This window comes from Pseudomonas sp. IT-P260 (genome assembly GCF_949768395.1).
Taxonomy (GTDB): domain Bacteria; phylum Pseudomonadota; class Gammaproteobacteria; order Pseudomonadales; family Pseudomonadaceae; genus Aquipseudomonas; species Aquipseudomonas parakoreensis.
In genome coordinates this window covers 620,540-643,452 of sequence record NZ_CATKPO010000011.1, presented here as the reverse complement: position 1 = coordinate 643,452, position 22,913 = coordinate 620,540, and the positions used below count along the sequence as shown (strand labels likewise).

Sequence of the window (22,913 nt, the reverse complement as noted above, 5' to 3'; positions counted from 1 at the left end):
TCGCGCAATCGTTTCACCCCTCCCCGCCGAATCGCTTCGCCCCGCAACTCCATAACAAGGAGGTTCCCGAATGTTCGATTTCCACCCCCAGCTCAAGCAGCGCTTCGCTGCCTTGCGCACGGGCGCCGAGTTTTTTTCCCTGCGGTATGTACGCGAGTCCGGCCAGTACCTGTCGGTGCGCAAGAACGTCGCCGAGCCGCCAAGCCTGAGCCGTGACGAGGGTGCGATGCTCACAGTGCGGGTCAACGGTGTCGAGGCTTACGCAGCGACCAACGACCTGTCGCAGCAAGGCCTGCAAGCCGCCCTGGAGCGCGCCGAACAGCAGGCCCGCCGGCTCAAGCCTCATGCTTTGCTCGACCTGCGCGATCAGCCGGTATCGAGCGACCGCGCTGATTACTTTTCGCCCAATCTCGATCAACCCTTCCCGTCCCTGAGCGAATGTTTCGAACTGCTCGGCGCGGAATCCGCCTCGGTGCCAAAGGATGAGCGCCTGGTGCATTGGCAAGCGAGCATCGGCATCACCCACGTCGAACAGATTTACCTGAGCAGCGCCGGCGCCGAATTGCGCCAGGCCCAGCGCTTCGTTTATCCAAGTTTCGATGTCACTGCCTACGACGGCCACGACAGCCAGACCCGCTCCTTGGGCCGCGAGAACTTCGGCCAGCAGGGTGGCGCCGACGTGATCAGCCGTTGCGGTCTGGTCGGCGCCGGCCCGCAAGTGGCCGATCAGGCCCTGCAACTGCTGCTCGCGCCAAATACCCCGCAAGGCCCGCGCGATCTGTTGCTGATGCCCGACCAGATGATGCTGCAGATCCACGAGTCGATCGGGCACCCGCTGGAACTCGACCGGATCCTCGGTGACGAGCGCAATTACGCCGGTACCAGCTTCGTCAAAACCAGCGACTTCGGCAGCCTGCAATACGGTTCGAAGCTGCTCAACGTGACCTTCGACCCGGACATTCCCGAAGAACTGGCGAGTTACGGCCACGATGACGACGGCAGCAAGGCCAGCAAACAATTCCTGATTCGCCAAGGCTTGTTGTTGCGACCATTGGGCGGGGCACTGTCGCAGTTCCGCGCCGGCCTCGACGGCGTTGCCAACAGCCGCGCCTGCGGCTGGAACCGGCCGCCGATCGATCGCATGGCCAACCTCAACATCGAACCGGGCGATCAGTCGCTGACGCAACTGATCAGCGGCATTGAGCACGGCATTCTGATGAGCACCAACCGTTCGTGGTCGATTGACGATGCGCGCAACAAATTCCAGTTCGGTTGCGAGTGGGGGCAGTTGATCGAGAACGGTGAACTCAAGGGTGTGGTGAAAAATCCGAATTACCGAGGTATTTCCGCGCAATTCTGGAAGAGTCTGCGCGCGGTCGGCGATGCCGGCACCCGCAAGGTGTTGGGCACGCCAAACTGCGGCAAGGGCGAGCCGAACCAGGTGATCCGCGTCGGCCACGCTTCGCCGGCCTGCGTATTCAGCAACGTTGATGTGTTTGGGGGAGACGCCTGATGAGCATTTCGAAGAGTCAGTCCGACGCCTTCAAGGTCATGGTCAATTGGCTGCGCGACAGTGTGCGCGAGCCGGAACAATTCACCCTCAGCCATGCCGCCGAATCCTCGGCGTTCGTGCGCTTCAACCACGCCAAGGTGCGTCAGGCCGGTCAGGTGCAGCAGGCCGACGTCGGGTTGAAGCTGATCAATGACGGCCGCCATGCCGACCTGCACATCACCCTGTCCGGTGATCAGGAAGCCGATCTGCAACGCCTCGCCGAAGGCCTGCAACAACTGCGCGAAACCCTGCCGCTGCTGCCACAGGATCCGTACCTGCTGCTCAACCACAACGGCTGGCAGAGCAACAACGTGCAGCAACATCCGCTGCCGGACACTGAGCAGGTGGTCGAGGAAATCTGCACCGCGGCTGAAGGTCTGGATCTGGTTGGCTTCTATGCTGCCGGCCCGATCAGCCGTGGTTTCGCCAGCTCCTCGGGAGCGTTTGGCTGGCATCAGGCCAACAGCTTCAACTTCGACTTCAGCCTGTTCCACGACAACGGCGAAGCAGTGAAAGCCAGCTACGCCGGGCACGAGTGGAGCAGCGAAGGCTTCGCCCGGCGCTTCCAGCAGGCGCGCGAGCAACTGGCGTTTCTCGGTCGACCGTTGCGCACCCTCGCACCGGGGCAATATCGGGCGTATCTGGCGCCGGCCGCACTGGAAGAAATCATGGGCATGCTCAGTTGGGGCGGTTTTTCCGCACAGTCGATCGCCAGCAAGAGCAGTCCGTTGCAGAAGCTGTATGTCGGTGATCAGGCGTTCAGTCCGCTGGTGTCGCTCGATGAGCAAGTCAGCGGTTCGTTGAGCCCGGCGTTCTCCGGCGAAGGCTATCCGCGCAGCGATCTGCGGTTGGTGATTGAAGGCAAGGCCGGCGATCAACTGGTCGGCTCGCGCAGTGCCGCCGAATACGGCCTGACCGCCAACGGCGCCAGCGGCGGTGAAATGCCGAGTGCACTGAACATGGCCGCCGGTGACCTGTCACAGGCAGAGATCCTCAAGCAGTTGGGCACCGGGCTGTACATCAGCAACTTGTGGTACCTGAACTACTCCGATCAACCGGCGGCACGCCTGACCGGCATGACCCGCTTCGCGACCTTCTGGGTCGAGAACGGCGAGATTCAAGCGCCGGTCAGCACCATGCGCTTCGACGACAGCGCCTACAGCCTGCTGGGTTCGCAGCTGGAAGCGTTGACCGCCGAACGTGAGTTGCTGTTGTCGGCGAGCACGTACAGCCAGCGCAATACGTCGTCGGCGTTGCTGCCGGGGGCGCTGGTGAGCCGACTCACGCTAACCCTGTAAAAGCAAAACCTGTGGGAGCGAGCCTGCTCGCGAAAGCGGTAGATCAATCGACATTAATGTTGAATGAAATGGCCTCTTCGCGAGCAGGCTCGCTCCCACACTGACCGCGCTCGACAATGGATCTGCACTAACTCCAACCACAAGAGGTTCCATGCCCACTCGCCCGCCTCTCGACGCCATCACCGCCCGCTGGTTGCCGTGGGTTGTCGCCATTGCGTTCTTCATGCAGTCCCTCGACGGGACCATTCTCAACACCGCCCTGCCGGCCATGGCCCGGGATCTGGCCGAAGACCCGTTGCGCATGCAAGGCGTGGTCATCGCCTACATGCTCACCGTGGCCTTGCTGATTCCGGCCTCGGGCTGGATCGCCGACCGCTTCGGCACCAAGAAAATCTTCTTCGGCGCGATCCTGCTGTTCAGCATTGGCTCGCTGCTCTGTGCGTTATCGAGCACTCTGACCATGCTGGTGGGTGCGCGGGTAATCCAGGGGCTGGGCGGCGCATTGATGTTGCCGGTCGGACGGCTGGTGGTGCTGCGTGCCTATCCGCGTTCGGAACTGGTGCGGATCATGGGTTTCATCACTATTCCCGGCCTGCTCGGCCCGCTGATCGGTCCGACCATGGGCGGCTGGATGGTGCAATACCTGACGTGGCACTGGATTTTCCTGATCAACCTGCCGGTCGGCGCCATCGGCTGCTATGCGGTGTGGAAGTTCATTCCCGACCTGCGCGGCAGCGAACGCACGCGCTTCGACAGCCTCGGTTTCCTGCTGTTCGGCGCCGCAATGATCCTGATCACCATCGCCATGGAAGGTCTGGGCGAACTGCACTTGCCGCACCTGCGGGTGATGTTGCTGCTGTTCGGCGGTCTGGCCTGCCTGGCGGCGTACTGGCTGCGCGCCGGGCGTGTGGAAAATCCGCTGTTCGCCCCTTCGTTGTTCAAGACCCGGACCTTTGCCGTCGGCATTATCGGCAACCTGTTCGCCCGCCTGGGCAGCGGCGCCCTGCCGTTTCTGGTGCCGTTGCTGCTGCAAGTGGCGCTGGGTTATTCGCCGTCGCAAGCGGGGATGAGCATGCTGCCGCTGGCCGCTGCGGCGATGTTTGCCAAGTGGATGGCGCGACCACTGATCGAACGCCTCGGCTATCGCATCGTACTCACTGGCAACACCCTCGCGCTGGGGATCATGCTGGCGAGCATGGGCCTGGTCAGCGAGCAGACGCCGTACTGGCTGCTGCTGTGCCTGCTGGCGGTTCTCGGCGCGATCAACTCACTGCAATTCACCGCGATGAACACCGTGACGCTGATCGACCTCGACGACGCCAGCGCCAGCAGCGGCAACAGCTTGCTGTCGGTGGTGGCGCAGTTGTCGCTGAGCCTGGGCGTGGCCTGTGCCGGCGCCTTGCTGGGCGGCTTCACGGCGGAGATCGGCAACGACGGCGTCGAGACCGTGCTCGGGGCCTTCCAGCTGACGTTTGTGACCGTCGGGGTGATGGCGATGCTGGCGGCGACGATCTTCTCGCAACTGTCGAAAGAAGACGGGCGCCGGGTCAAACGCCCGGATGAACATCCCGACGAACACATCGAACACTGAACTTGACTTGAGCCGTGAAGACCCTGTGGTGAGGGGATTTATCCCCGATGGGGTGCGTAGCGCCCCTGAAAAGGTTGAATGCGATCAGCCTGATGTACTGAGGTGACAGATTCTGGGCCTGCTTCGCAGCCCATCGGGGATAAATCCCCTCACCACAGATGAATCCCCTCACCACAGATGAATCCCCTCACCACAGATAAACCATCTCGCCTCGGGTTTAGTCACTGTTCGTCCAGAACTTTCGAGGAAAGTGGCACGGGGCTGCTACACTGCGCGACATTTTGTTTTGCAGGCCAGTCCCGTGACCACCATCGCCACCGCTTTTAATACTCTGCCGCTGTCCGCCGCCATGCTGGCTAACCTCGAATCCCTCGGTTATGCCCAGATGACGCCGATCCAGGCGCAGAGCTTGCCGGTGATCCTCAAGGGGATGGACCTGATCGCCCAGGCCAAGACCGGCAGCGGCAAGACCGCCGCGTTCGGCATCGGCCTGCTCAACCCGATCAACCCGCGTTACTTCGGTTGCCAGGCGCTGGTGATCTGCCCGACCCGTGAGCTGGCCGACCAGGTCGCCAAGGAAGTCCGGCGTCTGGCCCGTGCCGAAGACAACATCAAGGTCCTGACCCTGTGCGGTGGCGTGTCGTTCGGCCCGCAGATCGCCTCGCTGGAGCACGGCGCACACATCATCGTCGGCACCCCGGGGCGTATCCAGCAGCACCTGCGCAAGGGTTCGCTGGTCCTCGACGGCCTGAACACGCTGATCCTCGACGAAGCCGACCGCATGCTCGACATGGGCTTCTACGACGCGATCGAAGACATCATCGAGCAGACCCCGTCGCGTCGTCAGACCCTGCTGTTCTCCGCCACGTACCCGGTGGGCATCAAGCAACTGGCGTCGAAATTCATGCGCGATCCGCAAACGGTGAAAGCCGAAGCGTTCCACGATGACACCCAGATCGAGCAGCGCTTCTACGAGATTTCCCCGGAAGAGCGCATGAGTGCAGTGACGAAAGTCCTGCACCACTTCCGCCCGGCCTCCTGCGTGGCGTTCTGCTTTACCAAGCAGCAAGTGCAGGAGACCGTTGACCACCTGACCGCCAAAGGCATTTCCGCCGTTGGCCTGCACGGCGACCTGGAACAGCGTGATCGCGATCAGGTGCTGGCAATGTTCGCCAACCGCAGTACGTCGGTACTGGTCGCCACCGACGTGGCCGCCCGTGGTCTGGACATCGATGCGCTGGACATGGTGATCAACGTCGAGCTGGCCCGCGACTCGGAAATCCACATTCACCGCGTTGGCCGTACCGGTCGCGCCGGCGAGAAAGGCATTGCGGTCAGCCTCGTCGCGCCGTCCGAAGCGCATCGTGCGCAAGCCATCGAACAGTTGCAGAAAGCCCCGTTGAACTGGGATCAGGTCGATAACCTCAAGTCCCAGGGCGGCGCCCCGCTGCAGCCACCGATGAGCACGCTGTGCATCGCCGGCGGGCGCAAGGACAAGGTACGTCCGGGCGACATCCTCGGCGCCCTGACCGGTGACGCCGGCATCCCCGGTGCCCAGGTCGGCAAGATCGCGATCTTTGACTTCCAGTCGTATGTGGCGGTTGAGCGCACCGTGGTCATGCAGGCGCTGCAGCGCTTGAACAACGGGAAGATCAAGGGCCGTTCGCTGCGCGTGCGGGTCTTGTAAGAACAACGCCTCCCCTGTAGGAGCTGCCGCAGGCTGCGATCTTTTGACTTTGTTTTTAAAGAGCAAGATCAAAAGATCGCAGCCTCGTTTCACTCGACAGCTCCTACAACAGTTGGTTTTGTGGTGATATTTCAGAGGACACCGTTTTGCGCTCTACCGAAGTCGTGATCATTGGCGCTGGCGCCGCAGGGTTGATGTGTGCACTGACCGCCGCCGGGCGTGGGCGTCAGGTGCTGCTGCTCGACCATGCGAACAAGGCCGGCAAGAAAATCCTGATGTCCGGTGGTGGCCGCTGCAATTTCACCAACATGTACACCGAGCCGGGCAATTTCCTTTCGGGTAACCCGCATTTCTGCAAATCGGCACTGGCGCGCTACACCCAGTGGGATTTCATCGGCATGGTCGCCAAGCACGGCGTGCCGTATCACGAGAAGAAACTCGGTCAGCTGTTCTGCGATAACAAATCCAGCGACATCCTCGGCATGCTGCTCGACGAGTGCGATCAGGTTGGCGTCGAGCTGCACCTGGACACCTCGATCCAGACCATCGAGAAGGTCGAAAGCGGTTACCTGCTCGACACCACCCTCGGCCAGCTGCAGTGCCAATCGCTGGTGATCGCCACCGGCGGGCTGTCGATCCCGACGCTGGGCGCTACCGGCTTCGGTTATCAGGTCGCCAAGCAATTCGGCCATGAACTGCTGCCAACCCGCGCCGGACTGGTGCCGTTCACCATCACTGATCAGCTCAAGGAACTCTGCACCGAGCTGTCCGGTACCTCGGTGGATTGTCTGGTCAGCTGCAACGAGCAGAGCTTTCGCGAGAACATTCTGTTCACTCACCGCGGCCTCAGTGGCCCGGCGATTCTGCAGATCTCGTCGTTCTGGGAGCCGGGCGACACCGTGGAGATCAACCTGCTGCCGGATCACGACACCGCCGCATGGCTGCAACAGCAAGTGGCCGAACGCCCGAACAGCGAACTGAAAACCCTGCTCGGGGAAATCTTCACCAAGAAGATGGCCAACCTGTTGGCGGACAACTGGTTCGTCTCCAAACCGATGAAGCAGTACACCCACGCCGAACTGGCGCAGATCGCCGACAAGCTCGGCAGCTGGAAAGTCGTCCCGGCTGGCACCGAAGGCTATCGCACCGCCGAGGTCACGCTGGGTGGCGTCGATACCCGCGAAGTGTCGTCCAAGACCATGGAATCGCTGAAAAGCCCGGGGCTTTATTTCGTTGGCGAAGTGCTTGATGTCACCGGGCATCTGGGCGGTTTCAACTTCCAGTGGGCCTGGGCCTCGGGCTACGCGGCTGCGCAGTACGTCTGACTGAAACAACACTCCCCTGTAGGAGCTGCCGAAGGCTGCGATCTTTTGATCTTAAAACAGGATCAAAAGATCGCAGCCTTCGGCAGCTCCTACAGGGGTAGCGGGCAATCAAGGAACACTTTTTGCTGTCAGATGTGATCGGCGCCATTGCGTCGGCGTCATTACTGGCTCAATTTAGCGGCATCGCCTCGGAAGGCCTTCGCACTTCATGTCCTCGACCTCGTTTCGTCAGTCTTTGCGGCGCCTGTGGGCGCTGGATAAATTCAGCTACAGCGTGCGGGTGTTCATCGCCCTGACCGGCAGCATGGCGCTGTGTTGGTATCAGGATGAAATGGGTCTGCTGATCCCGTTGTTCCTGGGGATTATCGCCAGCGCCCTGGCCGAGACCGACGACAGTTGGCAGGGGCGCCTCAACGCCCTCGCCGTGACGCTGGTGTGTTTCAGTATCGCCGCGCTGTCGGTGGAACTGCTCTTCCCCTACCCCATCGTGTTCGCCATCGCCCTGGCCTTGGCCAGCTTCGGCCTGACCATGCTCGGCGCACTCGGCGAGCGTTATGGCGCGATTGCCTCGGCGACGTTGATTTTGTCGGTCTACACCATGATCGGCGTGGATCAGCGCGGCGGCGCGGTCACCGATTTCTGGCACGAACCCATGCTGCTGGTGGCCGGCGCGGCGTGGTACGGCCTGCTCTCGGTGCTGTGGCAGGCGCTGTTTTCCAACCAGCCGGTGCAGCAGAGTCTGGCGCGCCTGTTCCGTGAACTGGGTTTCTACCTGAAGCTGAAAGCCTCGCTGTTCGAGCCGATCCGCCAACTGGACGTCGAGGGGCGACGGCTGGAACTGGCGCAGCAGAACGGTCGAGTGGTGGCGGCGCTGAACAGTGCCAAGGAAATCATCCTGCACCGGGTCGGCAACGGCCGTCCGGGTTCGAAAGTCAGCCGTTATCTGAAGCTGTATTTCCTTGCCCAGGATATTCACGAACGCGCCAGCTCTTCGCACTATCCGTACAACGCGCTGGCCGAGGCGTTCTTCCACAGCGACGTGCTGTTCCGCTGCCAGCGCTTGCTGCGCCAGCAGGGCAAGGCCTGTCGCGCGTTGGCCGAATCGATCCAGATGCGCCAGCCGTTCGTCTACGACGCCAGTTTTGCCGAAGCGCTGACTGACCTCGATGCCTCCCTTGAACACCTGCGCATCCAGAGCAATCCGGCATGGCGCGGCCTCCTGCGCTCGCTGCGGGCACTGGCAGCCAACCTCGGCACCCTCGACCGCTTGCTCAGCGACGCGAGCAACCCCGACGCGCTGGCGGATGCCACCGACAGCAGCCTGCTCGACCGCTCGCCGCGCAACCTCAAGGACGTGTGGATTCGCTTGCGTACGCAACTGACGCCGACGTCCTTGCTGTTCCGCCACGCCCTGCGTCTGCCGCTGGCATTGAGTATCGGCTACGGCATGGTGCACCTGATTCACCCCTCGCAAGGCTATTGGATCATCCTCACCACACTGTTCGTCTGCCAGCCGAACTACGGCGCAACCCGGCGCAAACTCGGACAGCGGATTCTCGGCACCGCCATCGGTCTGACCGTGGCCTGGGCGCTGTTCGATCTGTTCCCCAACCCGCTGGTGCAGTCGTGCTTCGCCATTGCCGCCGGGGTGGTGTTCTTTACCAACCGCACCACGCGTTACACCGTGGCGACGGCGGCGATCACGATCATGGTGCTGTTCTGCTTCAACCAGATCGGTGATGGCTACGGGCTGTTCCTGCCGCGCCTGTTCGATACCCTGCTTGGCAGCCTGATCGCCGGTCTGACGGTGTTCCTGTTCCTGCCGGACTGGCAAGGTCGACGCCTGAACAAAGTGCTGGCCAACACCCTGACCTGCAACAGCATCTACCTGCGCCAGATCATGCAGCAATACGCCGCCGGCAAGAGCGATGACCTCGCCTATCGCCTGGCCCGACGTAACGCGCACAACGCCGACGCGGCACTGTCGACCACGCTGGCGAACATGTTGATGGAGCCGGGGCATTTCCGGAAGGAAGCGGATGTCGGTTTCCGCTTTCTGGTGCTGTCGCACACGCTGCTCAGCTACCTGTCCGGGTTGGGCGCGCATCGCGAAACGCAACTACCGGCGGAAGTCCGCGAACACCTGATCGACGGTGCTGGAGTGAAACTGGCCGCGAGCATCGATGAAATCGCCCAGGGCCTGGCGAACAAGCAGCCAGTGGCGATCCAGAGCGACGACGAGGAAGCGCTGGCCAATGAGCTGGAGCAGATGCCGGACGAGATCGATGAAGGGCAGCGGCTGGTGCAGACGCAACTGGCATTGATCTGCCGGCAGCTGGGGCCGTTGCGCACGTTGGCGGCGCATTTGATCAAAGACACTAATGAGATTAGCGCTGGCTGAAAGGACGCCTTCGCGAGCAGGCTCGCTCCCACAGTGAATGTGTGTACGACACAGAACCCACGTGGGAGCGAGCCTGCTCGCGAAGAGGCCATCAACCACACAGAAGATTCTGGATCAGCCTTCACATCCCATGCTGCCTCAGCAACTTGTCATAACTGCCATCTGCCTTCATCGCCGCAATCGCCTTGTCGAACCCGGCCACAATCTGCTCATGCTCGGGGTTCTTCAGGCTCACCAGAATATGCAGGCTGTTCTCGCTCAACGGCTTGGGCAGGAACTCCACGGCGTTGCGTACCTTGGGTGATTCGCGCGCCAGGTAATAGCGTGCGACATACTCATCTTCCAGCGTCAGCTTGACCCGATCCGCCGCCAGCATGCGCACCGCCATTGCAAAGTTGTGCACCGGGACTTTCTGCAACGCCGTGTCGGCATCGAACGCCTGCGAGTAGGCATAACCGCGCACCACCGCCACCGGATAGGTGTGCAGTTGCTCCAGGCTGTTGTATTCGAGCGGAGTGTCCTTGCGCTTGAGAAAGCGGATGCGGTTGAGCAGGTATTCGCCAGAGAACTGGCCGATCCGGGTGCGCTCGTCGTTGTACCAGGCGTTGACCAGCACGTCGTACCGGCCCTCGCCCACCCCCAACAACGCCCGCGCCCACGGCACCTGCTCATAGTCGCTGGCATAACCGGCCCGCGCCAGCGCGGTGCTGACGATGTCGGTGGCCAGGCCACCGTTGACCAGCGTGTCGTCGGTAAAGGGTGGCCAGATATCAAATACCAGTCGCAGCTTGTCCGCAGCGGCGGGTTGGGCCAGCAAGAGCAGTCCGATCAAGGCAAAGGCTCGATGCAGTCGCGGCATGCTTGAAAATCCTTAGCGGGCGGTTGGCCCGGTGTGTTTTCCAGTCAAAACCCCAAGGCCCCGTACCGGCGAAACCCAGGCCCTAACAGTAGCTCATTGAAGCCCGTGCACAGCGCTTTCCAGCAGATTACACAAAGCGGCCGTCACCGCGAGAAAGGAATGATGGCATTTTGACCTTTGTCACAGACTCTTCCGCCATACAGACATTCAGCGCCTGTGCCCTTAGTATCGGGCGACGGTGTTCAAGGAGTCGGAAGATGACAATCGAGTGGATCTGCAAGCATCACAGCGATCTGGGCAAAGAGCAGTTATACGCACTGCTGAAACTGCGCTCGGACGTATTTGTGGTCGAACAGCAATGCGCCTACCCAGACCTCGACGGGCAGGATCTGGACGGCGATACCCATCATTTGATGGGCTGGGAAGACGATCAGTTGATGGCTTATCTGCGCCTGCTCGATCCCCAGTCCCAGGGCGGTGACGTGGTGATCGGCCGCGTGATCATTGCGCCTCAGGGCCGCGGCCAAGGGTTGGGGCACGAGATGATGGAGCAGGCGCTGAAACAGGCCGAGAAGCATTGGCCGCAGGTGCCGATCTACCTGTCGGCGCAGGCGCATTTGCAGGGGTATTACGGCAGGTACGGGTTTGTGGTGGTGGGTGAGGAGTATCTGGAGGATGACATTCCGCATATCGGGATGCGTCGTTCCTGAGGCCCTTTCGCGAGCAGGCTCGCTCCCACATTTGGAATGCATGCCTCTGTGGGAGCGAGCCTGCTCGCGAAGGCGTCAGCTCAGGCGCCGCAGGACTCAAGGGTAATCAAGCACAACCTTGATCTGCCGCAGATTGCGCTCGATCCACCCGCGATCAATCGCCCCCCACTCGCGAATCCGATAGCGCCCGGCATGGTTGCGCGCGCCCTCTTCCTGCTCGAACTCACAGACGATATCCAGATCCGCCAGCGCGGCGATCGTGTCCTGCGCCGTGCGCCGGGGCATGCCGGTCACTTCGGTCAGCGCCGGGACGCTCGGGGCCAGGCCGCTGTCGATCAGGTAGGCCACGTACAGGCGCCGGTAAAAGCTGCTTTTGGTCTTGCTGACGTCCATCTACTCGCTCCTTGTTGCGGCTATTGCAGATCCCGCCACGTCAGGTACACCCTCAAGTCGAACTCGACCTGGTGATACCCCGGCAGCATGTGTTCACACAACTTATAGAAGGCCTTGTTGTGATCCGATTCCTTGAAGTGCGCCAGTTCATGCACGACGATCATCTTCAGGAACTCGGGCGCCGCCTCCTTGAACAACGAGGCGATGCGAATCTCTTTCTTGGCTTTGAGCTTGCCGCCCTGCACCCTTGAGACCGTGGTGTGCAGACCCAGCGCGCGATGCGTCAGGTCGAGGCGGTTGTCGAACAGCACTTTGTCGATGGCCGGCGCGTTACGCAGGTATTCCTGCTTCAGGTCCAGCGCGTAGCTGTACAGCGCCTTGTCGCTCTGCACATCGTGACGTCCGGGATAGCGTTGGCTCAGGTAGTCACCCAGACGCTGTTCGGCGATCAGTTGGCGCACCTGATCCTGCAGTTGCGCGGGATAGGCCTGGAGGTATTTCAACGCAGTCATGGACACGGCAGCACGGTTCGAAAAGAGCGCCAGTGTAGCGAATTCAAACCGGCAGCGCGCTCCAGTCAAAGGGTTTGGCAAAGCTGACGGCGTCCTCGGAGGTCAGCGGACGCGCCACCAGGAAACCCTGCACGTATTCGCAGCCATGCGCCTGCAGCCATTGATACTGTTCAACGGTTTCCACGCCTTCGGCGATCACCAGCAAACCGTACTGTTTGCACAGATTGATCACGTTGCTGACCAGCGCCGCGTCGCGCGTCGAGTCCGGCAGCCGCGCAATCAGGTGTCGATCCAGCTTGAGCGTATCCAGCTCCAGATCACGCAGATACGCCAGCGAACACGGGCCCGAACCAAAGTCATCCAGCGCCACCCGCACCCCGAGATTACGCAGCAGGCGCAACTGTTTGCGGGTCTCGTCGGGGTTGTGCATCAGCGCGTCTTCGGTGACTTCCACCTCCAGTTGCCGCGGCTGCAGCGAATGCCGCTCCAGCACCTGACGCAATTCGGTGACCAGGTTCGGCAGGCCGAACTGGGTGTTGCTCAAACTCACGCCGAGCACCAGATCCTCGGCGAACAGGGTTTCCCAGGCTTTGCGCTGACCGGCGCCACGGTGATAGATCCAGCTACCGAGCCGACTGATCAGCCGTGCTTCCTCCAGCAATGGCAGGAACAACCCCGGCGGCACATCGCCGACGCTCGGGTGCTGCCAGCGCAGCAACGCCTCGAAACCGCGAATCTGCCCGCTGTCGATCGCCACTTGCGGCTGATACACCAGATTGAAATCCCGGTTCTCGATGGCGTTGCGCACGCTCTCTTCGAGCATCAGCCGCGAGCGGGCGCGGCCGTTCATTTCGTGATCATAAAAACGATATTGCTGCCGCCCGGCGCGCTTGGCTTCATACATGGCGATGTCGGAGGCGCGCAGCAAACCGTCGAGGTTCGCGCCGCAGTCCGGGTAAGTGGCGATGCCGATACTCGCGCCGAGAGCGATGTCCAGTCCTTCGATCTGCTGACAGATCGACACCCTTTCGATGAGCTTCTCGGCAATTTTTGCTGCCTGCTCGGGAAACTCCAGATCGAGCAACGCGGTGAACTCGTCACCGCCCATGCGCGCCAGAATGTCGAACGGCCGCAGACAGGCTTTCAACTGCTCGGAGACCCAGCGCAGCACCCGGTCGCCGGCATCGTGGCCAAGGGAATCGTTGACCCGTTTGAAGCCATCCAGATCCAGATACAGCAGCACCCAACTGCTGTCGCTGCGTTCACCGCGCAGCAGCAGGTTTTCCACCGTCTGATAAAAACCCCGACGATTGAGCAGACCGGTCAGCGGATCGGTGACGGCCTGAAATTCCAGTTGCTGATGCAGGTGACGTACCACCGACATGTCCAGCACCGTCACCACCATCGCCCGCTGCTCGGCGGGCAACGGCGCACAGGACAACGCCACCGGCACCTGCTGCCCCGGCGCCGTACGCAACAACGCATCGTGCAGACGCAAGGTCTCACCGCGTTTATAGCCGGCCAGCAACTCGGAACCGGCCCACAGCGGGATATGCGGCTTCTGCAGAAAATCGAGAAATTCCTTGCCCTCCAGCTCCTTCACCGGCGCATTCAGCAATCGCGAAATCGCTGGGTTGGCGAAGCGGATCAAGCCGTCCTCGCCGAGCACCAGAATGCCTTCCGCCGCGTTGTCCAGCACCGAGGCATTGAAGGCCCGCGCGACCTCCAGATCATGACTCAGACGCTGCAAGGCGCGGCGGTTGCGCTGGTGTTCGAGCAATGCCTGGACTTTCGGCTTGAGGATCTGCGGATCGAACGGCTTGAACAGGTAATCCACCGCGCCACTGGCGTAACCCTTGATCACGGCGTCCTGGGATTGCTCGTTGGCGGTGAGGAAAATAATCGGTGTGAGACGCGTGCGCTGGCTGCCGCGCATCAGCCGCGCCACTTCGAAGCCGTCCATGCCCGGCATCTGCACGTCCAGCAGCACCAGATCGACGTCGTGTTCCAGCAGCAGATTGAGCGCCTCGAAACCGGAGGCGGCGGTCATGACGTGCCAATCCTGACGCTGCAGCAACGCGCGCATGCTGATCAGGTTTTCAGGGTAGTCATCAACGATCAAAAGGACAGAGCTGCCTTCACCTGGCTGGGGTTGCGCGCATTCCATGCTGCTTCTCTTGTCGGGACATCTCTTGTCGGACTATCGGCCGGTTTTTTGTGAAAACCGTACAGTTACTGAGCCATCACTCTAGTCCCGGATCTGTGAAAGCAGAAGCTGCCACGCCGCCATCATTTAGCCAAAGCTGTAATTTACCGACTAACGGTCACCCCTGCAGCCCCCGAAAACCGGCACAGATGGCATTTCGACAGGATGTTGACGCCAATCATCTGCCAAACGGGCGTTAACAAAAAACACCTCTACGCTTATAACTGCCGCCCGAAAAAGCGCGGGCTAGAGCTTCTGGCACTCGCGTACAGGAAAATTGAGTGGAAGAACCGACATGATCGATCTCGCAACCTGGAACCTCAGCGTTCCCGTCGGCAGCCCGCCGTACACCGTCGAAACCTCCAAACTGGTGAATGGCTTCAAGGATCAGTACTTCCATTCCGACACTGGCACCTTGTTCTTCTGGTCGCCGGTGACCGGGTCAAAAACCGAAAACGCCATTTACCCGCGCACCGAACTGCGCGAAACCTTCAGCAACGGCACCCTGCGCAACTGGTACTACCCCGACGCCGACAACACCCTGCGCGCGACCCTCGCCGTGAACAAAGTGCCCAGCTCCGGCAAGATCGTCATCGGCCAGATCCACGCTTATGAAAGCCAGCGCCCGATGGTCAAGCTCGAATACCAGTACAAGGAAAAAACCCAGAACGGCAACCTGGTGATCAAAGTCCGCATGCACCCCGACGACAAGGAAAGCCGCGTCATCACCCTCGCCACCGGGATCAAGCTGGATCGCGAATTCAACTACCTGATCCACCTCAGCCCCGGCGGCGCACTCGGCGTGAGCGCGGCGGGTTACCAGTGGGATTCACAGATCAGCGCGACCTGGCGCAACAAGCCGCTGTACTTCAAGGCCGGGGTATATGTGCAGGACAACACTGGCTACACCAGTGAGGGCGGCCAGGTCACCTTCAGCAAACTCGACATCGACCACGACAAATAAGGCTTCATTGGCACAAATCCCTGTGGCGAGGGAGCTTGCTCCCGCTGGGGCGCGCAGCGGCCCTAAAAAAGCGAGGCCTGCTGCGCAGTCCAGCGGGAGCAAGCTCCCTTGCCACAGTGTTATTTATTGCCAGTCGGACATCCTTTAAACGGCGTTGTTTAAATCGCTCGGCGGTTACTTCCCGATGCCTACAACAACTTGCGTGGATACCTACGGCTACGCCAGAATCCGCCGGCTTGTGCGCCTGGAGGGCCATCGGTAACTTGATTCGCGTCACTGATTTCCAGTGATCGGGTTTAGTAGCCCGTGGTGTTTTCAGTTATGTGCAAAGCGCATCCGTCAGCTTTTGTGGTTCGACTTGATGGTGGCTGTGTGCAGGGCGCTTCGGCGCGCCGGTAAATGCTGAATACTCCCCGGTCTACTAACCTGCGCACAGCTGCCACCCTTCTTTTAGTAGAGAGGGCGAAGCGGCTCCAACAGGAGTTTTCAGCTTATGACCAAATCAACACCACACCCGCCAGACAAAGATCCAGCCTCCCCCTACGAATCCCTCGACTCCAAAAAACTCCACGACGCCGCCGAACGCGCCCTCGACCATTACCTCAATCCCGCCGCCCTCATCATGGCGAGCAGCAACAAACCCGAGCCCATGTACCTCGCCAACCCGAAGTACGACACCGAATCCCTGCTCGCCAACGCCAGCGAAACCCTGGGCTCGGCAAGCGACATGCTCAACAACTTCGCCGCCATCCTCGACTCCTCCCACCGCAAGACCGCACTGGGCATCGCGCAAATCGTCATGCTCGGTGAACTGGCGGTGAATCAGGCGCTGGATCATGTGGAGTTGAAGAAGTAACCACCCACAAAAAACCCGCCTTACGGCGGGTTTCTTGTATCAGCGGTTCAAAGCTAAGGCTTAGTTGACCTTGGCGTTCAACTCACCCTTCAGATAACGCTGGAACATCGCTTCCAGCGAGATCGGCTTGATCTTCGAAGCGTTACCGGCAGTGCCGAACGCTTCATAACGCGCGATACATACATCACGCATCGCCGTCACGGTCGCGCCGAAGAATTTACGCGGGTCGAATTCGCTCGGGTTGGTGGCCATCAGGCGACGCATGGCGCCGGTGGATGCCAGACGCAGGTCGGTGTCGATGTTGACCTTGCGCACGCCGTACTTGATGCCTTCGACGATTTCTTCAACCGGTACGCCGTAGGTTTCTTTGATGTCGCCGCCGTACTGGTTGATGATCGCCAGCCACTCCTGCGGAACCGACGAGGAACCGTGCATCACCAGGTGGGTGTTCGGGATGCGCTTGTGGATTTCCTTGATGCGGTCGATCGCCAGCACGTCGCCGGTAGGTGGCTTGGTGAACTTGTAGGCGCCGTGGCTGGTGCCGATAGCGATGGCCAGGGCATCAACCTGGGTCTTCTTGACGAAGTCAGCGGCTTCTTCCGGGTCGGTCAGCATCTGGCTGTGATCCAGAACGCCTTCAGCGCCGATGCCGTCTTCTTCACCGGCCATGCCGGTTTCCAGCGACCCCAGGCAGCCCAGCTCGCCTTCAACCGAAACGCCGCAGGCGTGAGCCATGGCGACGGTTTGTTGGGTCACACGGACGTTGTAGTCGTAGTCGGTCGGCGTCTTGCCGTCTTCGCCCAGGGAGCCGTCCATCATCACCGAGCTGAAGCCCAGTTGAATCGAGCGCTGGCAGACGTCAGGGCTGGTGCCGTGGTCCTGGTGCATGCACACCGGGATGTGCGGGAATTCTTCGATCGCGGCCAGGATCAGGTGACGCAGGAACGGCGCGCCGGCGTATTTGCGAGCGCCGGCCGAAGCCTGGACGATCACCGGGGAGTCAGTCTTGTCAGCGGCTTCCATGATGGCGCGCATCTGCTCAAGGTTGTTGACGTTGAAGGCTGGAACGCCGTAGCCGAACTCGGCTGCGTGGTCCAGCATCTGGCGCATGCTGATAAGTGCCATTGTGTGTGTCTCTCCCGGTTGAGGGTCGTTAATCGTGCCAGCCTGCCGGAGCGGCGGCGGCTATTCAAGTGATTGCAGATCGGGGGTTGAGGCCCGGTCTGGTGATTCGATAAAGCAAATTCCTTAGAACTGCACAGATCCCCTGTGGGAGCGAGCCTGCTCGCGAAAGCAATCTCGCAGTCGTTGATGCAGTGCCTGTCAGACCGCTTTCGCGAGCAGGCTCGCTCCCACATGAGAATCGCAATGCTTCAATTACTCGGCCTTGCAGCCGCGGCCAATCAGGTCATTGGTGGCGACCCAGTACACCAGGCCTTCGTCACCCTTGACGTGAAACGCCAGCATGCCGTCGCTGTACAGCACGCCCGAGGCACCCGGCTCTTCTTTCAGGCGATAGACCTGATCACCGCCGCCCAGTCGAACATCGACTTCTTTCTGGGCGGCATCGGCGTAACGCCACAGCACTTTGGCCTGGCTGTCGCAGGTCCAGGTGGTCCAGCTATCCGCAGGCGCGGACGACTGAAACAGGTTCATCTGCGCGCAACCGCCCAACAATGCCAACGCCGCAATGGCGATCAAGCCTTTCATCCGTGTTCCTCGACTGACAGCGCACGCCGCCAGCCCTGCGTTAAAGAGTCAGACCGGTCAAGGACAACCATGTTCCTTGGCCGGGGTTTGCGTCTCGTATTTGTCCAGGCCGTCCGGCCCCGAGCGCTTGTTCAGCACCGGGTTGGTTTCAGCCTGCCAGTCGGCCTGGTAGCAGCCTTTCTGCGCTGCATCCGGCGCGGGCGTGGCCTCGGCCTTCGGGTTACTCCCGCAGGCCGCCAGCGTACCGGTCAGCAACAACAGCGCTAACGACTTGACCATCTGAACACTCCTTTGCCTGGCCAACCGGGCGGCCTCAGGCCTTGGCCCGGCTTTCCAGAACTTCAACGGCTGGCAGCACCTTGCCTTCGACGAATTCGAGGAACGCGCCACCACCGGTGGAAATGTAGGAGATTTGCTCGGCCACGCCATATTTATCGATGGCCGCCAGGGTGTCGCCACCGCCGGCAATGGAGAACGCGGCGCTGTCAGCGATGGCCTGGGCCAGCACTTTGGTGCCGTTGCCGAACTGGTCGAATTCGAACACGCCGACCGGACCGTTCCACAGAATGGTTTTCGACGATTTCAGCAGTTCGGCGAAGTTGGCCGCGGTTTGCGGGCCGATGTCCAGAATCATGTCGTCAGCGGCAACGTCAGCGATCAGCTTGACGGTGGCTTCGGCGCTTTCGGCGAATTCCTTGGCAACCACCACGTCCACCGGCAGCGGCACGCTGACCTTGGCGGCGATGGCGCGCGCGGTGTCCAGCAGGTCCGGCTCGTACAGCGACTTGCCGACCGGGTGACCGGCAGCCGCCAGGAAGGTGTTGGCGATGCCGCCGCCAACGATCAGTTGATCGCAGATCTGGCTCAGGCTGTTGAGGACGTCGAGTTTGGTCGACACCTTGGAGCCGGCAACGATCGCAGCCATTGGCTTGGCCGGCGCGCCCAGCGCCTTGCCCAGCGCATCCAGCTCAGCGGCCAGCAGCGGGCCAGCCGCGGCGACCTTGGCGAACTTGGCAACACCATGCGTCGAACCTTCAGCGCGGTGCGCTGTGCCGAAGGCGTCCATCACGAACACGTCGCACAGGGCGGCGTATTGCTGGGCCAGTTCGTCGGCGTTCTTTTTCTCGCCCTTGTTGAAGCGCACGTTTTCGAACAGCACGATGTCGCCGGCCTTGACGTCAACGCCATCCAGATAATCGGCCACCAGCGGCACTTCGCGGCCCAGAGCCTTGCTCAGGTAGTCAGCGACTGGCTTGAGGCTGTTCTCGGCGGAGAACTCGCCTTCGGTCGGACGGCCCAGGTGCGAACACACCATCACCGCCGCACCTTTTTCCAGGGCCAGCTTGATGGTCGGCAGCGAAGCCAGGATACGCGCATCGCTGGTGACAACACCGTCCTTGACTGGGACGTTGAGGTCTTCGCGGATCAATACGCGCTTACCTTGCAGATCGAGGTCGGACATCTTCAACACGGTCATGGGTCGCACTTCCTGAGTAACTGTTCTTAGAGAGCAGGTTTTTTTGAAATCGCTGTTTGCAGATAGTGGTCTGCAACGTCCAGCATTCGGTTGGCAAAACCCCATTCGTTGTCGAACCAGGCCAGGATGTTCACCAGTTTGGGGCCGGAAACACGGGTCTGACTGGCATCGACGATGGCCGAATGTGGGTCATGGTTGAAATCACAGCTGGCGTGCGGCAACTCGGTGTAGGCCAGCAGTCCCTTGAGCGGGCCGCTGGTGGCTGCTTCACGCAGGATCCGGTTGACCTCGCCCGCATCGGTCGCGGTGGCGGTCTGCATCGTGATGTCGAGGCAGGACACGTTGACCGTCGGCACGCGTACGGCTTTGGCCTGAATTCGCCCGGCAAGTTCCGGCAGCAGGCGCTCGATGCCACGCGCCAGACCCGTGGACACCGGGATCACCGACTGGAACGCCGAACGGGTGCGGCGCAGGTCTTCGTGGTGATAGGCGTCGATCACCGGCTGATCGTTCATCGCCGAGTGAATGGTGGTGATCGACACGTAATCCAGGCCAATCGCCTTGTCCAGCAGACGCAACAGCGGCACGCCGCAGTTGGTGGTGCAGGAGGCGTTGGACACCAGCAGTTCGGCGCCGGTCAGGCAATCCTGATTGACACCGTAGACGATGGTGGCGTCGACATCCGCCTCGCTGGCCATCGGTTGCGAGAACAGCACGCGGGGCGCGCCGGCGTCGAGGAAACGCTGGCCGTCTTCACGGGTGTGGTAAGCGCCGGAGCATTCGAGCACCAGGTCGACACCCAGCGCCGCCCAGTCGATGCCTTCGGGGGTGGCACTGCGCAGGACCTTCACGCAGTCGCCATTAATATGCAGACAATCGCCTTCTACACGCACTTCGCCGGGAAACCGGCCGTGAGTGGAATCAAAGCGTGTCAGGTATTCGATGCTGGCCATGTCCGCCAGATCATTGATCGCGACAATTTCAAACCCGGCCTTCTCGCCACGCTCGAACAACGCACGCAAGACGCAACGACCAATCCGGCCGTAGCCGTTGAGTGCAACTTTGTAGGGACGCGGTTGAGGCATGGGGTTCTCGATAGTATTCGCTAACAACACAACCCCATGTAGGAGCTGCCGGAGGCTGCGATCTTTTGATCCTGTTTTTAGATCAAGATCAAAAGATCGCAGCCTTCGGCAGCTCCTACAGGGAACGCGGCGACTTGGGTCGCCGCGCTATGTTTTAGTCTTCCAGCAACTCTTCAGCCTGACCCAGGATGTTGTCCAGGGTGAAACCGAATTCTTCGAACAATGCCGAAGCCGGCGCCGATTCGCCGTAGGTGGTCATGCCGATCACGCGACCTTCCAGACCCACGTACTTGAACCAGAAGTCGGCGTGAGCCGCTTCGATCGCGATACGTGCGCTGACCTGCAGCGGCAGAACCGATTGCTTGTAGCCGGCGTCCTGCGCATCGAACACGCTGGTGCAAGGCATGGAAACCACGCGCACCTTGCGGCCTTGCCCGGTCAGTTTGTCGTAGGCCTGAACGGCCAGACCGACTTCCGAACCGGTGGCGATCAGGATCAGCTCAGGCTCGCCTGCGCAGTCCTTCAACACATAGCCACCACGGCTGATGTCAGCGATCTGGGCGGCGTCGCGTTCCTGGTGTTGCAGGTTCTGACGCGAGAAGATCAGCGCCGATGGGCCGTCCTTGCGCTCCAGCGCGTTTTTCCAGGCCACTGCCGATTCAACGGCATCGGCTGGACGCCAGGTGTCGAGGTTCGGCGTGGAACGCAGGCTGGTCAGTTGCTCGATCGGCTGGTGCGTCGGGCCGTCTTCGCCCAGACCGATGGAGTCGTGGGTGTAGACGTGGATCACGCGCTTCTTCATCAGCGCCGACATGCGCACCGCGTTGCGCGCGTATTCCATGAACATCAGGAAGGTCGCGCCGTAAGGCACCAGGCCGCCGTGCAGGGACACGCCGTTCATGATCGCGGTCATGCCGAATTCGCGCACGCCGTAGTACATGTAATTGCCGCTGGCATCTTCAGCGCTGACGCCTTTGCAACCTTTCCACAGGGTCAGGTTGGAGCCGGCCAGGTCAGCCGAGCCGCCGAGCAGTTCCGGCAGCAGCGGGCCGAACGCGTTCAGGGTGTTCTGGCTGGCTTTACGGCTGGCGATGGTTTCACCTTTGGCCGCCACTTCAGCGATGTAGGCCGAGGCTTTTTCCGCGAAGTCAGCCGGCAGTTCGCCGCTCAGACGACGGATCAGCTCGTTGGCTTCGGTCGGGAACGCCGCGGAGTAGGCAGCGAAACGCTGATCCCACTCGGCTTCGGCAGCGCGACCTTTTTCCTTGGCATCCCACTCGGCATAAATGTCGGCCGGGATTTCGAACGGGCCGTGGTTCCAGTTCAGCGCCTGACGGGTCAGAGCGATTTCCGCGTCACCCAGTGGGGCACCGTGGCAGTCTTCCTTGCCCTGCTTGTTCGGCGAACCGAAACCAATGGTGGTCTTGCAGCAGATCAGGGTCGGCAGCGGGCTCTTGCGCGCGGTTTCGATGGCGGTCTTGATCTCTTCCGGGTCGTGACCGTCGACGTTGCGGATCACCTGCCAGTTGTAGGACTCGAAACGCTTTGGCGTGTCATCGGTGAACCAGCCTTCGACTTCACCGTCGATGGAAATACCGTTGTCATCGTAGAAAGCGATCAACTTGCCCAGGCCCAGGGTACCGGCCAGGGAAGCAACTTCGTGGGAAATGCCTTCCATCATGCAGCCATCACCGAGGAACACGTAGGTGTGGTGATCAACGATGTTGTGGCCAGGACGGTTGAACTGCGCGCCCAGCACCTTTTCAGCCAGCGCGAAGCCGACGGCGTTGGCCAGACCCTGACCCAGCGGGCCGGTGGTGGTTTCGACGCCCGGGGTGTAGCCGAATTCCGGGTGACCCGGGGTGCGGCTGTGCAGTTGACGGAACTGCTTGAGGTCATCGATCGACAGGTCGTAACCGGTCAGGTGCAGCAGCGAGTAGATCAACATCGAGCCGTGGCCGTTGGACAGCACGAAGCGGTCACGGTCGGCGAACGACGGGTTGCTCGGGTTGTGCTTGAGGTAGTCGCGCCAAAGTACTTCGGCGATATCTGCCATACCCATAGGGGCACCGGGATGGCCGCTGTTGGCTTTTTGCACGGCATCCATGCTGAGGGCACGAATGGCGTTGGCACGCTCACGACGGCTAGGCATCGCTGATCTCCTGGGTGTGAATAGATTGAAACGGAAAAAAGGAGGGCATTTTCCCTCACCGGAGCGCCTCGGGGCAATGACAGATAGTCATCCGAAGGCGTTTTTCCCGTGCTGGACGGCGGTTTCGTCTGGTGA

19 protein-coding genes are annotated in these 22,913 nt (G+C 61.1%); 9 read left to right on the top strand and 10 right to left on the bottom strand.

Annotated elements, in window-relative coordinates; all coding sequences use genetic code 11:
* Nucleotides 1-70: 70 nt before the first annotated feature.
* The 6 genes from ACM6HV_RS09830 to yccS all read left to right on the top strand — a co-directional run bounded on the left by ACM6HV_RS09830 (nucleotide 71) and on the right by yccS (nucleotide 9,854).
* Nucleotides 71-1,513, top strand: a complete 1,443-nt coding sequence (locus ACM6HV_RS09830) for a TldD/PmbA family protein (protein WP_414904078.1) — start codon at nucleotides 71-73, stop codon at nucleotides 1,511-1,513.
* Entirely contained in the window at nucleotides 1,513-2,850 is a 1,338-nt protein-coding gene (locus ACM6HV_RS09825; RefSeq protein WP_414904077.1) for a TldD/PmbA family protein, read from the top strand. Before ACM6HV_RS09830 ends, ACM6HV_RS09825 begins: the two co-directional genes overlap by 1 nt.
* Before the next feature lie 151 nt (nucleotides 2,851-3,001).
* Nucleotides 3,002-4,441, top strand: a complete 1,440-nt coding sequence (gene mdtD / locus ACM6HV_RS09820; protein WP_414904076.1) for a multidrug transporter subunit MdtD — start codon at nucleotides 3,002-3,004, stop codon at nucleotides 4,439-4,441.
* 349 nt (nucleotides 4,442-4,790) lie between these two features.
* Nucleotides 4,791-6,128: an ATP-dependent RNA helicase DbpA gene (gene dbpA / locus ACM6HV_RS09815; protein ID WP_230679399.1), complete on the top strand. Its 1,338-nt coding sequence runs from the start codon at nucleotides 4,791-4,793 to the stop codon at nucleotides 6,126-6,128.
* A 146-nt stretch (nucleotides 6,129-6,274) separates the two neighbouring features.
* Nucleotides 6,275-7,453, top strand: coding sequence for an NAD(P)/FAD-dependent oxidoreductase (locus ACM6HV_RS09810; RefSeq protein WP_414904075.1), 1,179 nt, complete (start codon nucleotides 6,275-6,277; stop codon nucleotides 7,451-7,453).
* 208 nt (nucleotides 7,454-7,661) lie between these two features.
* On the top strand, nucleotides 7,662-9,854 hold the full coding sequence (yccS, locus tag ACM6HV_RS09805; protein WP_414904074.1) for a YccS family putative transporter: 2,193 nt from the start codon (nucleotides 7,662-7,664) through the stop codon (nucleotides 9,852-9,854).
* Nucleotides 9,855-9,975: 121 nt separating this feature from the next.
* Here the strand turns inward: yccS and ACM6HV_RS09800 are convergent, their stop codons facing one another.
* Nucleotides 9,976-10,713, bottom strand: a complete 738-nt coding sequence (locus ACM6HV_RS09800) for a substrate-binding periplasmic protein (RefSeq protein WP_047297090.1) — start codon at nucleotides 10,711-10,713, stop codon at nucleotides 9,976-9,978.
* 257 nt (nucleotides 10,714-10,970) lie between these two features.
* Between ACM6HV_RS09800 and ACM6HV_RS09795 the strand changes: the two genes are divergently transcribed.
* Complete coding sequence (locus ACM6HV_RS09795) at nucleotides 10,971-11,423, top strand: GNAT family N-acetyltransferase (protein ID WP_145593566.1); 453 nt, start codon at nucleotides 10,971-10,973, stop codon at nucleotides 11,421-11,423.
* A gap of 96 nt (nucleotides 11,424-11,519) precedes the next feature.
* Here ACM6HV_RS09795 and ACM6HV_RS09790 read toward each other — a convergent pair whose 3' ends face one another.
* From ACM6HV_RS09790 to ACM6HV_RS09780, 3 genes are read right to left on the bottom strand one after another with little or no spacing between them, the layout of a single operon-like run.
* Complete coding sequence (locus tag ACM6HV_RS09790) at nucleotides 11,520-11,816, bottom strand: winged helix-turn-helix domain-containing protein (protein ID WP_145593567.1); 297 nt, start codon at nucleotides 11,814-11,816, stop codon at nucleotides 11,520-11,522.
* A gap of 20 nt (nucleotides 11,817-11,836) precedes the next feature.
* Complete coding sequence (locus tag ACM6HV_RS09785; RefSeq protein WP_003229006.1) at nucleotides 11,837-12,328, bottom strand: M48 family metallopeptidase; 492 nt, start codon at nucleotides 12,326-12,328, stop codon at nucleotides 11,837-11,839.
* A gap of 43 nt (nucleotides 12,329-12,371) precedes the next feature.
* Nucleotides 12,372-14,495, bottom strand: a complete 2,124-nt coding sequence (locus tag ACM6HV_RS09780) for an EAL domain-containing protein (protein ID WP_145593568.1) — start codon at nucleotides 14,493-14,495, stop codon at nucleotides 12,372-12,374.
* Between the two features lie 334 nt (nucleotides 14,496-14,829).
* Here ACM6HV_RS09780 and ACM6HV_RS09775 point away from each other — a divergent pair, with 334 nt between their 5' ends.
* Nucleotides 14,830-15,498, top strand: coding sequence for a polysaccharide lyase family 7 protein (locus ACM6HV_RS09775; protein WP_414904073.1), 669 nt, complete (start codon nucleotides 14,830-14,832; stop codon nucleotides 15,496-15,498).
* A gap of 493 nt (nucleotides 15,499-15,991) precedes the next feature.
* Nucleotides 15,992-16,354 (top strand): DUF6124 family protein, encoded by a 363-nt coding sequence (locus ACM6HV_RS09770; protein ID WP_145593571.1) that lies wholly within the window; start codon nucleotides 15,992-15,994, stop codon nucleotides 16,352-16,354.
* Between the two features lie 60 nt (nucleotides 16,355-16,414).
* On the opposite strand, the gene fba is transcribed toward ACM6HV_RS09770, so the two are convergent.
* The 6 genes from fba to tkt all read right to left on the bottom strand — a co-directional run bounded on the left by fba (nucleotide 16,415) and on the right by tkt (nucleotide 22,778).
* Nucleotides 16,415-17,479 carry a class II fructose-bisphosphate aldolase gene (fba, locus tag ACM6HV_RS09765; protein WP_041063423.1) on the bottom strand — a complete coding sequence of 355 codons (1,065 nt, stop codon included), beginning with the start codon at nucleotides 17,477-17,479 and terminating at the stop codon, nucleotides 16,415-16,417.
* A 252-nt stretch (nucleotides 17,480-17,731) separates the two neighbouring features.
* Nucleotides 17,732-18,064, bottom strand: coding sequence for an MliC family protein (locus ACM6HV_RS09760; RefSeq protein WP_414904072.1), 333 nt, complete (start codon nucleotides 18,062-18,064; stop codon nucleotides 17,732-17,734).
* Nucleotides 18,065-18,121: 57 nt separating this feature from the next.
* Nucleotides 18,122-18,343, bottom strand: coding sequence for a hypothetical protein (locus ACM6HV_RS09755; RefSeq protein WP_007961876.1), 222 nt, complete (start codon nucleotides 18,341-18,343; stop codon nucleotides 18,122-18,124).
* 34 nt (nucleotides 18,344-18,377) lie between these two features.
* On the bottom strand, nucleotides 18,378-19,541 hold the full coding sequence (locus ACM6HV_RS09750) for a phosphoglycerate kinase (protein ID WP_414904071.1): 1,164 nt from the start codon (nucleotides 19,539-19,541) through the stop codon (nucleotides 18,378-18,380).
* A gap of 26 nt (nucleotides 19,542-19,567) precedes the next feature.
* Nucleotides 19,568-20,626 (bottom strand): erythrose-4-phosphate dehydrogenase, encoded by a 1,059-nt coding sequence (gene epd, locus ACM6HV_RS09745; protein ID WP_047297099.1) that lies wholly within the window; start codon nucleotides 20,624-20,626, stop codon nucleotides 19,568-19,570.
* 154 nt (nucleotides 20,627-20,780) lie between these two features.
* The gene (gene tkt / locus ACM6HV_RS09740; protein ID WP_047297100.1) at nucleotides 20,781-22,778 is read right to left on the bottom strand and encodes a transketolase; all 1,998 of its coding nucleotides are present in this window, start codon (nucleotides 22,776-22,778) and stop codon (nucleotides 20,781-20,783) included.
* Nucleotides 22,779-22,913 lie beyond the last annotated feature (135 nt).